Origin of the sequence: Streptomyces sp. NPDC057428 (assembly GCF_042803195.1) — a bacterium.
In the GTDB taxonomy this organism is placed as follows: Bacteria; Actinomycetota; Actinomycetes; order Streptomycetales; family Streptomycetaceae; genus Streptomyces.
In genome coordinates this window covers 69,347-84,828 of record NZ_JBHVCT010000006.1, presented here as the reverse complement: position 1 = coordinate 84,828, position 15,482 = coordinate 69,347, and the positions used below count along the sequence as shown (strand labels likewise).

The window sequence follows — 15,482 nt, the reverse complement described above, 5'->3', positions numbered from 1 at the left end:
AACACGGCTCACGCCCCGGCGTAGACGTTGGCAAGGACGGCGGCGGCGATCGCCAGTACGAGGGTTCCGGCGAGCAATGCGCTCAGGTAGGTCTGCACGTTGCCCGTCTGGGCGCGGCGGACCAGGGTGCCGAGTCCGCGGGCGATGCTGCCCGAGCCGCGTACGTAGGTGTCGATGACCTCGCGGTCCAGGAAACGGACCAGCAGGGCCGCGGCCCGGACGGGACGGATGAACACGGCGGTGTACAGCGCGTCCAGGTGGAAGCCGGTGACCGCGTGGCGGTGGAGGGGGCCGAGCAGCAGCCGGCCGGGGTCCGACGGGTCCGGGGCGTCAGCGATCGTGCCGTACGCCGCGGTGTGCGAGGTCATCGCCTCGGCTTCCACGAGCGCGGGTTCGGCGTCGGGGTGTGCCGCCACCGCGCCGACCGGGGGCCGTCCTGCGAGCGCCGTGGTGTGACGCCACGCCCCGTAGGTGACGAGTCCGCCGACGAGTCCGACGCCGGTGGACAGGACGGCGGTCGCGAGGGAGGGGGTGAGGCTGTAGCCGTCGAACCAGTCGGTGAGCGTGCCGACGGTGAGGCCGAAGGCGATCGTCGGGACGGCGAGGGCCCAGAGCACCGAGGTCATCGCGATGGGCTGCTTGCCGTGGTCCGGTGCCTCGGAGCCGCGTCCGCGGAAGACCAGGAGCCACAGCCGGGTGGCATAGGCGGCGGTGAGGACCGCTGCGACGAGCCCGGCGACGAGGACCGTCCAGCCGGCTGCCGCCGGTGCGACGTCACGGTCTCCGAAGGCGGTGTGTTCGGCGGCGACGAGGACCGCCTCCTTGGAGAAGAAGCCGGCGAACGGAGGGATCGCGGCCAGCGCGAGGAGGGCGATGGTCATCGTCCAGTAGGCATCGGGGATGCGCTTGGCCAGCCCGCCCATGCGGGACATGGCGGCGAGTGAGTTGGTGCCCGTGGCGTGGATGACGACGCCGGCGGCCAGGAAGAGGACGGCCTTGAACGCACCGTGGGACATCAGGTGGAAGACGGCCGCCCCGCGGTCGCCGACGGCCAGGGCGCCGGACATGTAGCCGAGCTGTCCGATCGTCGAGTAGGCGAGCACGCGCTTGATGTCGTCCTGCGCGAGGGCGGCGAGTCCGGAGCCGATCATCGTGACGGCCGCCATCACGGCGAGGACGACGAGAGCCGCACCTGAGGCGGCGAAGACGGGAAGGAGCCGGGCGACGAAGTAGATACCGGCGGCGACCATCGTCGCCGCGTGGATGAGCGCGGAGACGGGGGTGGGGCCGGCCATCGCGTCGGGGAGCCAGGTGTGCAGCGGGAACTGCGCGGACTTTCCGGCTACACCGGCGAGAAGCAGCAGCGCGACGAGGGTGGGGTGGTCGAGCCCGCCGTTGCCCACGGCCGCCAGGATGCCGGTGATCCGGAACGTACCGGTGTCGACGGCGAGCGCGAACAGGCCGATGAGGAACGGCACGTCGCCGAGCTTGGTGACGAGGAAGGCCTTGAGCGAGGCGGCACGGGCCTCGGGGGTCTCCCAGTAGTGGCCGACGAGGAAGTACGAGCAGATGCCCATGATCTCCCAGCCGACCAGGAGCACCATCAGGTCGCCGGAGTAGACGACGAGCAGCATCGCGGAGGTGAAGAGGGAGACGAGCGCGGCGTACGAGGGGTAGCGGGCGTCGCCCTTGAGATACGCGGTCGAGTAGATCTGCACACAGGTGGCGACGAGCCCTACGAGGACGGCTACGAGCACGGCGAAGCCGTCCAGGTGCAGGGCCAGGTCGATCGGCACGGAACCGGTGGGGGTGTACCGGGTCGAGGCGTCGATCGCGGGGCCGCCGCCCTGTCGGGCGGCGACGACGACGGCGCAAACGGCTGCCGTGAGGGTCGGCAGCACGGCGAGGGGCCGGACGAAGCCGGGCGCGGTCCGCCCCAGGAAGAGACCTGCGACGGCGCCGAGGAAGGGGAGGAGGGGGACGAGTACGGCGAGGGTCGTGGTGGTCACGCGGTGGCCTCTGCCTTCTTTGCCGTAGCAGTGGCCTGGTCAGCGGTGCCGGGGGCGGTCTCGGAGGTGGGCGCGTCGGCCTCGTCGGGGAACGTTTCGGCTTCGTCCGTCTCCGCGGTGTCACGGAGGCGGTCGACGTCCGAGGTGCCGCGGTTGCGGTGGACGGCCAGGACGATCGCGAGGCCGATGCCGATCTCGGCGGCGGCGATCGCGATCGTGAAGAGGGTCAGCGCCTGGCCCGCGTGAAGGGCGTCGCGCAGCCAGACGTCGAAGGCGACCAGGTTGAGGTTGACGGCGTTGAGCATGAGCTCGACGGACATCAGGACGAGGATCGCGTTGCGGCGGGCGAGTACTCCGTACAGCCCGGTGCAGAAGAGGAGGACGGCGAGTACGACCGGATAGGCGAGGTGCATCAGCTCTTGGCCTCCCGGTTCGCGGCACTGCCGCCCCCGAGCTGCTCGGGGTCCGGACCGGCCTGCCGGTCCTGCCCGGTGCGCCCGGCCGGACTCGTCCGCCGGGTCTGGCCGCCCTGGCCGTCCTGTCCGTCCTGTCGGTCCTTGCGGGACAGGACGATGGCGCCCACCAGGGCGGCGAGCAGCAGGACGGAGAGTGCCTCGAAGGGCAGTACCCAGTGCCGGAAGAGGAACTCGCCGGAGACCTTGGTGGAGCCCTGGGCCGGGCCGTCGAGATCGATCCAGGTGGTCCGGAAGGCGTCGACGACGACCCAGACGAGGGCGGAGGCCGCGGCGACGGCGACCCCGAGGGCCACCCATCGGTTGCCCGAGTCGGCGTCCGGGGACCGGCCGATGGGCGCTCTGGTGAGCATCAGCCCGAAGAGAAGGAGGACGACGACGGAACCGACGTAGATGAGGACCTGCACCCACGCGATGAACTCGGCCGTCAGGAGCAGGTACTCCACCGCGATGCCGCCGAGAGCGACCACGAGCCACAGCGCCGCGTGCACGAGCTGTTCGGTCGTGACGGTGATCAGGGCTGCGCCGAGGGTGGCGAGGCCGACGAGTACGAAGGCGATCTCGACCCCGGTCGGTGAGAGGAAGCCGGAGTGGCCGGCAGTGGCGGCGAGCATCACTCCTGCCCCTCCTGTTCCGCCGCCCGGCCCGGACGGGACTCAGGCGCGCCCTGAGTCCGCTCGGCTTCCCGGGCCTCCTGTATGCCCTGGGCCTCCTGGACCTGGAGCTTCTCGGCCGCCTTGCGTGCTGCGGCGATCTCCTTGGGCTCCTCGGCTCCCGGGTCGAGTGCGGGTGGCTCGGGGACGGTCCACATCCACTCCCGGAGCTTGTCGCGCTCGTGGGTGAGTTCGTGGATGTCCGTCTCCGCGTACTCGAACTCGGGTGACCAGAAGAGTGCGTCGAAGGGGCACACCTCGATGCAGATACCGCAGTACATACAGAGGGCGAAGTCGATCGCGAAGCGGTCAAGCACGTTGCGGCTGCGTTCACGGCCGCCGGGAGCGGCGGCGGGTGTCGTCTCCTTGTGGGAGTCGATGTAGATGCACCAGTCGGGACATTCACGGGCGCAGAGCATGCAGACCGTGCAGTTCTCCTCGAACAACCCGATGACGCCGCGGGTACGGGGCGGCAGTTCGGGCTGGACGTCCGGGTACTGGGCGGTGACGGTCCGCTTCGTCATGGTCCGCAGGGTGACGGCAAGACCCTTGGCCAGGCCTGAGCCGGGGATCGGGGGCACTAGTTGATCGCCACCTTCACGATGCCGGTGAGCGCGATCTGCGCGAGGGCGAGGGGGATGAGCGTGGTCCAGGCGAGCTTCTGCAACTGGTCCTCGCGCAGGCGGGGATAGGTGACCCGGAGCCAGATGACCACGAAGGCGAGGACGGCGGCCTTGAGCAGGGTCCAGACCCAGCCCAGCCCGTCGGCGCCGAGCGGCCCGTGCCACCCACCGAGGAAGAGGACGGTCGTCAGCCCGCACAGGACGACGATCCCGGCGTACTCGGCGAGCAGGAACAGGGCGAAGCGCAGGCCCGTGTACTCGGTGTACGCGCCGAAGATGATCTCCGAGTCCGCGACCGGCATGTCGAAGGGCGGGCGCTGGAGTTCGGCGAGCCCCGCAACGAAGAAGACCAGGGCGCCCACGATCTGCCAGGGCACCCACCACCACTCGAAGGCGTCGAGGATGCCGGGGAGCGACACGGTGCCCGCTGCCATGGCCACGGAGGCTGCGGCGAGGAGCATCGGCAGTTCGTATGCGAGCAGTTGCGCGGCAGTGCGGAGACCGCCCAGGAGCGAGAACTTGTTGGCCGAGGCCCAGCCCGCCATGAGCGAGCCGAGCACGCCGACACCCATGACGGCGAGCACGAAGAAGATGCCCGCGTCGACCACCTGGCCGACCGCCCCTTCACCGGGACCGATCGGGACGGCGACGATCACGAGGAGGTACGGGAGCAGGGCGACGGCGGGGGCCAGCTGGAAGATGCGACGGTCCGCGTCGGCCGGTACGACGTCTTCCTTCTGCGCGAACTTCACCCCGTCCGCGACGAGCTGGGCCCAGCCGTGGAAGCCACCCGCGTACATGGGACCGAGACGGCCCTGCATGTGCGCCATCACCTTGTGCTCGGCCTGCCCCACGACGAGCGGGGCAACCATGAACACGGCAAAGACGACGACGAGGCGGAGGGCGACGTCGAGTACGTCGTTCACGCGGTATCGCCTCCGGCGGGACGGTCGTTTCGGGACGGGGAGTCGGGGCCGGGCTCGGACGCGGGGTCGGCTTCGGGAGCCGGGTCCGGCTCGGACGCGGGTTCCGGGTCGGGGCCGGGTTCCGGGTCGGGGCCGGGCCCGCCTTCGGTGTCCTCCTGCGGACGAGGAACTGGCTCCGGCGACCCTTCCGGGTCCGGCTCCGGCACCCTGTCGGTCTCCGGTCGCTCAGACTGCTTCGGGGCGGTGCCGAACGCGGGGCGCGCGTCGTGCCAGGGCGCGTCCGCGCTGCCGGCCGCCCCCCTCGGCCGTACAGTCCCGCCGCCGCTCCCCGCGCGATCCGCGCCGCGTGTACCGGCTTCCGGCTCGCCCGGGCCCGGGCTCGCAGCCGCGTCGGTACGGGCCCGCCTCGCACCGGCGTCCGAACCCGCGCCCGTGCCGGACCCGGTGTCCGGGCCAGGTGTCCCGGCCGGCTGCTGTGCCTCGGCCGCGCCGGTGGCCTGGCTCGCCGAGCCCTGGGATGCGCTGCGGCTGCGGCGCGGTGGCGCCGTCCGCGGGGCCGCGGCGTCCGGGGTCTCCGCGGCACCCACCGCGTCCGGCGCCGTGGCCGGTCGCTGTCCCGCCGAGCCCTCACCAGCGGTGCGAGACCGGCGCACCGGCCGGTCGCCGGCCGCGCGGGCGCCCCTGGCCGGGCGGGCCGGGGCGGGCGGGAGCTGGCCCTTGAGCGGGCCCCATTCGTTCGGGTCGGGTACACCGGGCGGCAGCATCGTGCGCCGCTTGGGGCCGCCGTGTTCGGACTCGCCCGGCTCCTTCGCACCGGGCCAGGCCTTGGCGACCCGGGCGGCCAGTACGAAGTCCTTGCGCAGCGGGTGGCCCTCGAAAGTCTCGGGCAGCAGCAGCGGGACCAGGTGGGGGTGGTCCTCGAAGCCGATGCCGAACATCTCGTGCGTCTCACGTTCGTGCCACGCCGCACCCGCGTATACGCCGATGGCGCTCGGCAGGGTGGCCGCGTCGTGCGGGACGGTCGTGCGGACCAGCAGACGCCGGACGGTGCCTTCGCCGAGCGCCGCGACGTGGGCGCAGACCCGGAAGCCGGTGCCCGGCTCGTCGACCGCGCTCAGCCAGTCGAAGTAGGTGCAGCCCAGCTCGTCGCGGGCCGTTTCGAGGGCGGGGATCCAGGAGGCGGCGGGGACGTCGACCGTCAGCAGGTCGTAGGCGTACGCGCCGGTTGCCTCCGGGCCGAAGATGTCGGCGGCGGCGTCGGGCAGTCGGCCGTAGAGCTCGGCGGCGGTCACGTCCGCTCCTCCCCGGGTGCCTTCGGAGCCTCGACGAGACCGCTGCGCAGGGCGGCGGTCGAGGGGCGGGCCGTGTCCTCGCCGGAGTACCGCTCGGCGAGCGATTCGCGGGCGATCTTCTCCTGGAGCTTGAGGATGCCCTGCAGGAGCGCCTCGGGCCGGGGCGGGCAGCCGGGGACGTACACGTCGACGGGGATGATCTGGTCGACGCCCTTGGTCACGGAGTACGAATCCCAGTAGGGGCCGCCGCAGTTGGAGCAGGCGCCGAAGGAGATGACGTACTTCGGTTCGGGCATCTGCTCGTACAGCCGCTTGACGGCAGGGGCCATCTTGTCCGTCACCGTGCCGGACACGATCATCAGGTCGGCCTGCCGGGGGCCGGGGGCGAAGGGGATGACGCCCAGCCTGATGAAGTCGTGCCGTGCCATGGAGGCGGCGATGAATTCGATGGCGCAACAGGCGAGTCCGAAGTTGAAGACCCAGAGGCTGTAGCGGCGGCCCCAGTTGAGGACCACCTTCATCGGCTCGGGGGCGAGCCGGGACAGCACGCCGAGTTTCTTCGGCACCGGCAGCAGCGTCGGATCGGGCAGCGAAACGGGGGGTTCCGGGTTCGGCCGGCTCGTCACGCCCATTCGAGGACGCCCTTCTTCCATGCGTAGAGCAGTCCCACGGCCAGGAAGCCGAGGAAGATGAACATCTCCACCAGCGTCGTCGCGCCGTATCCCGGCGCGGCGAACACCGTCGCCCACGGGAACAGGAAGATCGAGTCGACGGCGAAGACCACGTACAGGAAGGCGTACACGTAGTAGCGGACCTGGGTGTGGGCCCAGCCCTCCCCCACGGGGTCCACCCCGCATTCGTACGTGAGGAGTTTCTCCGGCGTCGGGACCACGGGCCTCAGCAGCCGGCCGGCGCCGAAGGCGACGGCTACGAACAGCACGCCGACCAGGGCGAGCAGTCCGACCACTGAGTAGCTCTGGAAGTAGTCCGACGCGAGAACGGTCGGTCCCGGCACGTCCGCCACGTCCGTCCCTCGCTCCCTCAACCTGTTCGACGGTCTGTACGCACGGGAGTCTAGGCCCTGTTAAAGAGACGGTAAGCAACGCATGCGTACAAAGGGTGAGGGTGCTCTCGTACGAACGGTGAGCGGCCCCTACGGGCGAGGGGTGGGGTTTTCCCTACCGCGCCTCACCCACGAACCCCATGGCGTGCGGCTGTCCCGCCCGGCACGCTGGGTGTATGACCATGAGTTCCTCTTCGCCGGACGACGACCGGCCGCCGCCCGCGCGCTTCGCTTTCGACCGGTGGACGTGGAAGGAGATCGCGTATCTCCTGGCGAATCTCCCGGTGGCGATCGCCGGGTTCGTCTACACCGTCTTCCTGATCGGCGTGGGCGCCGGGCTGTCCGTCACCGTGATCGGGCTGCCGTTGCTCGCACTGGGGCTGCAGGGTGCGCGGGGGATCGGCCGGGCCGAACGCGGCCGGGCTCGGGGGATGCTCGGGGTGCGGGTCGAGGAGCCGAGCCCGGTGATGCGCGGCCGGCGGGAGCGGGGGTTCTTCAGCTGGCTGTGGTCGGTGCTGAAGGATCCGGTGGCCTGGCGGGCGTTGCTGTATTCGTTCATCAGGCTGCCGTGGGGGGTGGCGACGTTCACGGTGACGCTGGTGAGCCTGTTCGTGCTCTGGCCGGTGCTCCCCTACATCGCGCGGGGTCTGACGAACGCCGACCGGGCCATGGTCCGGGCGCTGCTCTCGCCCTCGGACGAGCTGGAACGCCGGATCGAGGAGCTGGAGTCGGACCGCGGGGTGGTCGTGGACACGGCCGCCGCCGACCTGCGCCGCATCGAACGCGACCTCCACGACGGCGCACAAGCCCGCCTCGTCGCCCTCGCCATGGGGCTCGGCCTGGCAAAGGAAAAACTCACCGACGACCCCGAGGCAGCCGCCCGCATGGTCGACGAAGCCCACGGAGAGGTCAAGGTCGCACTCCAGGAACTCCGCGACCTCGCCCGCGGCATCCACCCCGCCGTCCTCACCGACCGCGGCCTCGACGCGGCACTCTCCGCCATCGCCTCCCGATGCACCGTCCCCGTCAACGTCACCGTCGACCTCCAGGCACGACCCGCCCAGGCCATCGAAGGCATCGCCTACTTCACCGTCTCCGAACTCCTCCAGAACGTCAGCAAACACGCCCGCGCCACCCGCGCCACCGTCGACGTCCGGCGCACCGCCGACCGCCTCATGCTCCAGGTCACCGACAACGGACACGGCGGGGCGCGGCTGGACGGCGGTACGGGTATCTCGGGGCTGGCCGAGCGTCTGGGCGCGGTCGACGGTCTGTTCGTCGTGGACTCCCCGGAGGGCGGGCCCACGACGGTCACCGCGGAGCTGCCCTGGCGCGACCGCGCGGACACCCCGGTCGCGCCGTGAGCTCCGAGTCCGTTCCCGTGATCCGCGGCGGGGCCTCCCGTGGGTGGGGAAAACCCCCTGCCGGATACGGCGACCGCCCTCATGGTGCGGAATTCCTCCGCACAGCAGTCTTGGTACATCAGCCGTTGTACCGGCCCGCGGGGAGTTCCCGCCCAGAAGAAACGGACGGTTGCCACTGATGGCCACGGCATACGGACCGGACACGCGGGACCGCCACAGGGCCGCCGCCGGGCCGGGGGGCGACCCGCCGGCGAAGCACCTCCTGCCCGCACCGCTGCGTGCGCCCTTCGAGGGCCGCATCTGGCGCGAGCTGGCCTATCTGCTCCTGAGCCTGCCGATCAGCGTGATGCTGTTCAGCTTCGCGGTGACCATGACGTCGCTGGGCCTGGGCATGCTGATCACCTTCCTCGGCATTCCGATACTCGCCGCCGGCCTGGTGGTGTGCCGTGGCTTCGGCGTGATGGAACGGGGCCGGGCACGCGGGCTGCTGAAGCTGGACGTGGCCGACCCGGCCCCGGTGCGCGGCCGTACCGGCGGACTGATGTCCTGGGTCGGGGCGGTGCTCAAGAGCGGGGTGTCCTGGCGGCATCTGCTCTACGCGCTGCTGCACATGCCGTGGGCGGTGTTCGCGTTCAGCGTCGCGGTGACGTTCTGGACGTACGGCTGGGCCGCTTTCACCTACCCGCTGTGGCACTGGGTCTTCCCGGCCTTCGTGGGTATCGACGGCATCCAGCTGTACGGCGACCGCACGCATCAGGTCTACCTCGACTCGTCCCTCGAACTGGCGGCCACCGCCGCGGTCGGGCTGGTCCTGGTCCTCGTCACTCCGTGGATCGTCCGCGGTCTGGCATCCGTCGACAGACTGATGGTGCTGGGGCTGCTGGGCCCGTCCCGGCTGGCCAGCCGCGTCTCGGAGCTGGAGTCGGACCGTGGGGTGGTCGTGGACACGGCCGCCGCCGACCTGCGCCGCATCGAACGCGACCTCCACGACGGCGCACAAGCCCGCCTCGTCGCCCTCGCCATGGGGCTCGGCCTGGCAAAGGAAAAACTCACCGACGACCCCGAAGCAGCCGCCCGCATGGTCGACGAAGCCCACGGAGAGGTCAAGGTCGCACTCCAGGAACTCCGCGACCTCGCCCGCGGCATCCACCCCGCCGTCCTCACCGACCGCGGCCTCGACGCGGCACTCTCCGCCATCGCCTCCCGATGCACCGTCCCCGTCAACGTCACCGTCGACCTCCAGGCACGACCCGCCCAGGCCATCGAAGGCATCGCCTACTTCACCGTCTCCGAACTCCTCCAGAACGTCAGCAAACACGCCCGCGCCACCCGCGCCACCGTCGACGTCCGGCGCACCACCGACCGCCTCATGCTCCAGGTCACCGACAACGGACACGGCGGGGCGGACGCGTCGGCGGGCAGCGGTCTCGCCGGGCTGACGGAGCGGCTCGACGCGGTGGATGGCGTCCTCGTCGTCGACTCCCCCGCCGGCGGGCCGACGACGGTCACGGCCGAACTCCCCTGGCGGGGCTGAGCTCCCCGCCCCCGCGCGGGCCGCAGCCGCAGCGCTCCGGCCGCCACCACGGCGGCCGGGGCGCTGCGGCTCGCCGCGTGGGGGAACGGAACCGCTGGTCTGGGGCACGCGGGGGCGCCGATGCTGGAATGCTGGACACACAGGGGCGCCGCGCGCGGCGGCGTACCGACGGAATACCGACAGTGGGGGAAGCAAGGCCGTGGAGGAAAGAGTGCGGGTCGTCATCGCCGAGGACTCGGTGCTGCTCCGGGAGGGGCTCACCCGGCTGCTGACGGATCTCGGGCACGACGTCGTCGCGGGCGTGGGCGACGCCGAGGCGCTGCTGAAGACGGTGGGTGACCTCGCCGCCGAGGGCGCGCTGCCGGACGTGGTGGTCGCCGACGTGCGCATGCCGCCGACGCACACCGACGAGGGGGTCCGCGCCGCGGTACGGCTGCGGAAGGACTACCCGCAGATCGGGGTGCTGGTGCTCTCCCAGTACGTCGAGGAGCAGTACGCCACCGAGTTGCTGGCCGGCAGCAGCCGCGGGGTGGGCTATCTGCTCAAGGACCGGGTGGCCGAGGTCCGCGAGTTCGTGGACGCCGTGGTGCGGGTGGCCCGGGGCGGCACCGCGCTGGACCCCGAGGTGGTGGCGCAGCTGCTGGGCCGCAGCCGGAAGCAGGACGTGCTGGCGGGGCTCACTCCCCGTGAGCGCGAGGTCCTGGGCCTGATGGCGGAGGGGCGTACGAATTCGGCCGTCGCCCGGCAGCTGGTGGTGAGCGACGGGGCGGTGGAGAAGCACGTCAGCAACATCTTCATGAAACTGGGCCTGTCCCCCAGCGACGGTGACCATCGGCGTGTTCTGGCCGTTCTCACTTATCTGAACTCCTGACAGACGGCGATCTTTCCCGGGATGATCCGTCCGGGGTGACCCCGGCGATCCACCCGCAATGAAGTGATACCCATGCCTCCGGCGAAAGGATGAGGGCCACAGAGGCGTTCACCGAGCGACCCGGGGGCGGGGAATATGGCGGAGCGTGACGAATTCGGGTTCCGGAAACGCGTCCGCCATACGAACGGTCCGAGGAAGGCGACCCTTACAGAAGTAGGGTGGGGCGCGGACCGCCGGCGGGCCGGCCGGTCCCGAGCCGCCGCCCCGAGGGAGGTCCAGTTCAGTGACCAGTCAGGTCAGTAGCCCAGCCGGAAAGTCCGATGAGGCCAGCGAGCCCGTCGTCGGGGAGCAGCGCGCCCCGCACATCGATCGTACGGGCGCCACCGAGAAGGAAATCCGTCGTCTTGACCGTGTGATCATCCGATTCGCGGGTGACTCGGGGGACGGCATGCAGCTGACCGGTGACCGGTTCACGTCGGAGACGGCGTCGTTCGGGAACGACCTGTCGACCCTGCCCAACTTCCCGGCCGAGATCCGGGCACCCGCCGGCACGCTGCCGGGGGTCTCGTCGTTCCAGCTGCATTTCGCGGACCACGACATCCTGACACCGGGCGACGCGCCGAACGTGCTGGTCGCGATGAATCCAGCCGCGCTCAAGGCGAATATCGCCGATGTGCCGCGCGGGGCCGACATCATCGTGAACACGGACGAGTTCACCAAGCGCCCGATGGCGAAGGTCGGATATACCGATTCTCCCCTCGAGGACGGGTCGCTCGAGGCGTACAACGTGCATCCGGTTCCGTTGACGACCTTGACTATCGAGGCATTGAAGGAGTTCGGCCTTTCCCGCAAGGAGGCCGAACGGTCGAAGAACATGTTCGCTCTCGGGCTCCTCTCCTGGATGTACAACCGTCCGACCGAGGGCACGGAGACATTCCTCCGGTCGAAGTTCGCGAAGAAGCCGGCCATTGCCGAGGCGAACGTGGCGGCATTCCGTGCCGGCTGGAATTTCGGTGAGACGACGGAGGATTTCGCCGTCTCGTACGAGGTCGCACCGGCGACGAAGGCGTTCCCGTCCGGCACGTACCGCAATATCTCCGGGAACCTCGCCCTGTCGTACGGACTGATCGCGGCCGCCCGGCAGGCGGATCTCCCGCTGTACCTGGGTTCGTATCCGATCACTCCGGCGTCCGACATCCTGCACGAGCTCAGCAAGCACAAGAACTTCGGTGTGCGGACCTTCCAGGCGGAGGACGAGATCGCCGGGATCGGGGCGGCGCTCGGTGCCGCGTTCGGCGGTTCCCTGGGGGTGACGACCACGTCGGGGCCCGGTGTCGCGCTGAAGTCGGAGACGATCGGCCTGGCGGTCTCGCTGGAACTGCCGCTGCTGATCATCGACATCCAGCGCGGTGGCCCCTCCACCGGTCTGCCGACGAAGACGGAACAGGCCGATCTGCTCCAGGCCATGTACGGGCGCAACGGCGAGGCCCCGGTCCCGATCGTGGCTCCGAGGACGCCGGCGGACTGCTTCGACGCGGCGCTGGACGCCGCGCGCATCGCGCTGACGTACCGGACCCCGGTGTTCCTGCTCTCGGACGGCTACCTGGCGAACGGCTCCGAGCCGTGGCGGATCCCCGAGACCGACAGTCTCCCCGATCTGCGGACGCAGTTCGCGACCGGCCCGAACCACGAACTCGCGGACGGCACCGAGGTGTTCTGGCCGTACAAGCGGGATCCCGAGACGCTGGCGCGCCCCTGGGCCGTGCCGGGCACCCCGGGGCTGGAGCACCGTATCGGTGGCATCGAGAAGCAGGACGGTTCGGGGAACATCTCCTACGACCCGGCCAACCACGAGTTCATGGTGCGTACCCGTCAGGCGAAGGTCGACGGCATCGTGGTCCCCGACCTGGAGGTCGACGACCCGGCGGGCGCGGACACCCTGGTCCTGGGCTGGGGTTCGACGTACGGGCCCGTCACCGCGGCGGTCCGGCGGCTCCGCGCGGCCGGCGAGACCATCGCGCAGGCCCACCTGCGCCACCTCAACCCGTTCCCGCGGAATCTCGGTGAGGTGCTCGCGCGCTACGACAAGGTCGTGATCCCGGAGATGAACCTCGGCCAGCTCGCCACCCTCGTCCGGGCCAAGTACCTCGTGGCCGCCCGGAGTTTCACCCAGGTCAACGGAATGCCCTTCAAGGCCGAGCAGCTCGCCACAGCCCTCAAGGAGGCCATTGATGCCTGACACCAACGAACTCCTCCAGCTGGTCCCGAAGGCCGAGGGCAAGCAGTCCATGAAGGACTTCAAGTCCGACCAGGAGGTGCGCTGGTGCCCGGGCTGCGGTGACTACGCGGTCCTGGCGGCGGTGCAGGGCTTCATGCCCGACCTCGGCCTGGCCAGGGAGAACATCACGTTCGTCTCCGGCATCGGCTGCTCGTCCCGTTTCCCGTACTACATGAACACGTACGGGATGCACTCCATCCACGGCCGCGCGCCCTCCATCGCGACGGGGCTGGCCACCTCACGGCGCGACCTGAGCGTCTGGGTCGTCACCGGTGACGGCGACGCGCTGTCCATCGGCGGCAACCACCTCATCCACGCCCTCCGACGCAACGTGAACCTCAAGATCCTGCTGTTCAACAACCGGATCTACGGGCTGACCAAGGGCCAGTACAGTCCGACGTCCGAGATCGGGAAGATCACCAAGTCGACGCCGATGGGCTCCCTCGACGCGCCCTTCAACCCGGTCTCCCTCGCACTGGGCGCGGAGGCGACTTTCGTCGCACGGACCGTGGACTCCGACCGCAAGCACCTCACGGGCGTGCTGCGTGCGGCGGCCGACCACCCGGGCACGGCGCTGGTGGAGATCTACCAGAACTGCAACATCTTCAACGACGGTGCGTTCGAGGTGCTCAAGAACAAGGAGCGGGCCGAGGAGGCGGTGATCCGTCTGGAGCACGGCAAGCCGATCCGGTTCGGCGCCGAGGGTTCCAAGGGTGTCGTCCGGGACCCTCTGACGGGTGACCTGTCGGTCGTCGCGGTCTCCGAGGAGAACCAGTCGCGGATCCTCGTCCACGACGCGCACAACCCCAGCCCGACGACCGCTTTCGCGCTGTCGCGGCTGGCCGACGCCGACACGCTCCACCACACGCCCATCGGTGTGCTGCGGAGTGTGGAGCGCCCCGTCTACGACTCGCTCATGTCCGACCAGCTGGACGCCGCGATCGAGCAGCACGGCAAGGGTGACCTGAGCGCCCTGCTGGCGGGCAACGACACCTGGACGGTGGTGGGCTGACCTGACGTCAGTCCCGAACGAGGTCCGGCGGTCCGGCGCGGCCTGACGATCGCCGTCGCTGTGGCCGCCTGACCCGGCCCCGCACCCTGTCACGACCGTTTCCGTGAGACGGCAATGACACGGGGGCTTTCCCGGCGCTACCTTCGTGCAGTCGGCCGATCGCCGGCGAAGGAGCGCCGGGGAGGGCCCGTGGAGGGGAAGAGCGAGCAGCGAGCAGGCCTGCTGTACGGAATCGGCGCGTACGGGATGTGGGGCCTCGTACCCCTCTTCTGGCCGCTGCTGGAGCCGTCGGGAGCGGTGGAGATCCTCGCTCACCGGATGGTCTGGTCGCTGGGTGTCGTCGGAATCGCACTGCTGGCCCTGCGTCGCTGGGCGTGGATCGGCGAACTGGTGCGCCGGCCCCGGACGCTGGGGCTGATAGCGGTCGCCGCGACGGTGATCTCGGTCAACTGGGGCCTCTACATCTGGTCGGTCAACAACGGCCATGTGGTCGAGGCGTCGCTCGGCTACTTCATCAATCCGCTGGTCACCATCGCCATGGGCGTTCTGCTGCTCGGCGAGCGGCTGCGCCCCGCGCAGTGGACCGCCGTGGGCACCGGCTTCGCCGCGGTGCTCGTGCTGGCGATCGGCTACGGGCAGCCGCCGTGGATCTCGCTGGTGCTGGCGTTCTCGTTCGCGACGTACGGGCTGGTGAAGAAGAAGGTCGGCATGGGGGGCCTGGAGTCCCTGGCCGCCGAGACCGCGGTCCTGTTCGTGCCCGCGTCCGGCTTCCTGGTGTGGCTCGGGGCGCGCGGCGAGGCGACGTTCCTGGCCGGCGGTGGCGGCCACGGCGCCCTGCTCGCCGCGACCGGCCTCGTCACCGCGATCCCGCTCGTCTGCTTCGGCGCCGCAGCGATCCGGGTACCGCTGTCCGTGCTGGGCCTGCTGCAGTACCTGGCGCCGGTGTTCCAGTTCGGGCTCGGCATCCTGTACTTCCACGAGGAGATGCCGCCGGAGCGGTGGGCGGGCTTCGGGCTGGTCTGGGTGGCACTGACGCTGCTGACCTGGGACGCGCTGCGGACAGCCCGGCGGACGAGGGCCGAGGCGCTGCGCCTCGCCGTGAAGGCGGCCCAGGCGGGGGCTCCCGTGGGCGCGGATCCCGGCCTCCCGCCGGACAAGGGCGCCGGAGCGGCCGCCCCCGACCGGACGCCTGCACCCTGACTCGCCCCGACGCCCCCTGCCACCACTCGGTGACCGGGTCGCGCCCACCCCGCCTGTTCCAGGGCTTCGGGGGCCGCACCACTCCCCAAGGCAGCGCATGTGACTGGTGCGTCAGCCGGACCGCGCTCCGGCCGTGCTCATGCTGCGGGAAAGACGGCCACATAGTCACCCGCTCTGAAGAGGA

14 protein-coding genes are annotated in these 15,482 nt (G+C 70.6%); 6 read left to right on the top strand and 8 right to left on the bottom strand.

Annotated elements, in window-relative coordinates; genetic code table 11:
• Positions 1-8 precede the first annotated feature (8 nt).
• Genes ACFU5K_RS04195 through ACFU5K_RS04160 form a run of 8 tightly spaced genes read right to left on the bottom strand, consistent with a single transcriptional unit; the run spans position 9 to position 7,000 of the window.
• Positions 9-2,009: an NADH-quinone oxidoreductase subunit L gene (locus ACFU5K_RS04195; protein WP_384056555.1), complete on the bottom strand. Its 2,001-nt coding sequence runs from the start codon at positions 2,007-2,009 to the stop codon at positions 9-11.
• On the bottom strand, positions 2,006-2,422 hold the full coding sequence (nuoK, locus tag ACFU5K_RS04190; protein ID WP_384056553.1) for an NADH-quinone oxidoreductase subunit NuoK: 417 nt from the start codon (positions 2,420-2,422) through the stop codon (positions 2,006-2,008). Before nuoK ends, ACFU5K_RS04195 begins: the two co-directional genes overlap by 4 nt.
• Positions 2,422-3,096, bottom strand: coding sequence for an NADH-quinone oxidoreductase subunit J (locus tag ACFU5K_RS04185; RefSeq protein ID WP_384056550.1), 675 nt, complete (start codon positions 3,094-3,096; stop codon positions 2,422-2,424). The genes nuoK and ACFU5K_RS04185 overlap by 1 nt, the downstream gene beginning before the upstream one ends.
• Positions 3,096-3,716 carry a NuoI/complex I 23 kDa subunit family protein gene (locus tag ACFU5K_RS04180; RefSeq protein WP_384056547.1) on the bottom strand — a complete coding sequence of 207 codons (621 nt, stop codon included), beginning with the start codon at positions 3,714-3,716 and terminating at the stop codon, positions 3,096-3,098. The genes ACFU5K_RS04185 and ACFU5K_RS04180 overlap by 1 nt, the downstream gene beginning before the upstream one ends.
• Positions 3,716-4,684, bottom strand: a complete 969-nt coding sequence (locus tag ACFU5K_RS04175; RefSeq protein ID WP_384056545.1) for an NADH-quinone oxidoreductase subunit H — start codon at positions 4,682-4,684, stop codon at positions 3,716-3,718. Before ACFU5K_RS04175 ends, ACFU5K_RS04180 begins: the two co-directional genes overlap by 1 nt.
• A complete protein-coding gene (locus ACFU5K_RS04170) occupies positions 4,681-5,976 on the bottom strand; it encodes an NADH-quinone oxidoreductase subunit C (protein WP_384056542.1) in 1,296 nt (431 codons plus the stop codon). Before ACFU5K_RS04170 ends, ACFU5K_RS04175 begins: the two co-directional genes overlap by 4 nt.
• The gene (locus ACFU5K_RS04165) at positions 5,973-6,608 is read right to left on the bottom strand and encodes an NADH-quinone oxidoreductase subunit B (protein ID WP_384056540.1); all 636 of its coding nucleotides are present in this window, start codon (positions 6,606-6,608) and stop codon (positions 5,973-5,975) included. Before ACFU5K_RS04165 ends, ACFU5K_RS04170 begins: the two co-directional genes overlap by 4 nt.
• On the bottom strand, positions 6,599-7,000 hold the full coding sequence (locus ACFU5K_RS04160; RefSeq protein WP_384056538.1) for an NADH-quinone oxidoreductase subunit A: 402 nt from the start codon (positions 6,998-7,000) through the stop codon (positions 6,599-6,601). The genes ACFU5K_RS04165 and ACFU5K_RS04160 overlap by 10 nt, the downstream gene beginning before the upstream one ends.
• Positions 7,001-7,215: 215 nt before the next feature.
• Between ACFU5K_RS04160 and ACFU5K_RS04155 the strand changes: the two genes are divergently transcribed.
• From ACFU5K_RS04155 to rarD, 6 genes are all read left to right on the top strand, one after another.
• On the top strand, positions 7,216-8,403 hold the full coding sequence (locus ACFU5K_RS04155) for a sensor histidine kinase (RefSeq protein WP_384056535.1): 1,188 nt from the start codon (positions 7,216-7,218) through the stop codon (positions 8,401-8,403).
• Positions 8,404-8,581: 178 nt separating this feature from the next.
• Positions 8,582-9,937: a sensor histidine kinase gene (locus ACFU5K_RS04150; protein WP_384056532.1), complete on the top strand. Its 1,356-nt coding sequence runs from the start codon at positions 8,582-8,584 to the stop codon at positions 9,935-9,937.
• 211 nt (positions 9,938-10,148) lie between these two features.
• The gene (locus ACFU5K_RS04145) at positions 10,149-10,808 is read left to right on the top strand and encodes a response regulator transcription factor (RefSeq protein WP_327122265.1); all 660 of its coding nucleotides are present in this window, start codon (positions 10,149-10,151) and stop codon (positions 10,806-10,808) included.
• 283 nt (positions 10,809-11,091) lie between these two features.
• Complete coding sequence (locus tag ACFU5K_RS04140; RefSeq protein WP_384056529.1) at positions 11,092-13,047, top strand: 2-oxoacid:acceptor oxidoreductase subunit alpha; 1,956 nt, start codon at positions 11,092-11,094, stop codon at positions 13,045-13,047.
• Entirely contained in the window at positions 13,040-14,098 is a 1,059-nt protein-coding gene (locus ACFU5K_RS04135; protein WP_384056527.1) for a 2-oxoacid:ferredoxin oxidoreductase subunit beta, read from the top strand. Before ACFU5K_RS04140 ends, ACFU5K_RS04135 begins: the two co-directional genes overlap by 8 nt.
• A gap of 189 nt (positions 14,099-14,287) precedes the next feature.
• On the top strand, positions 14,288-15,298 hold the full coding sequence (gene rarD, locus ACFU5K_RS04130) for an EamA family transporter RarD (protein WP_384056525.1): 1,011 nt from the start codon (positions 14,288-14,290) through the stop codon (positions 15,296-15,298).
• Positions 15,299-15,482: the final 184 nt, after the last annotated feature.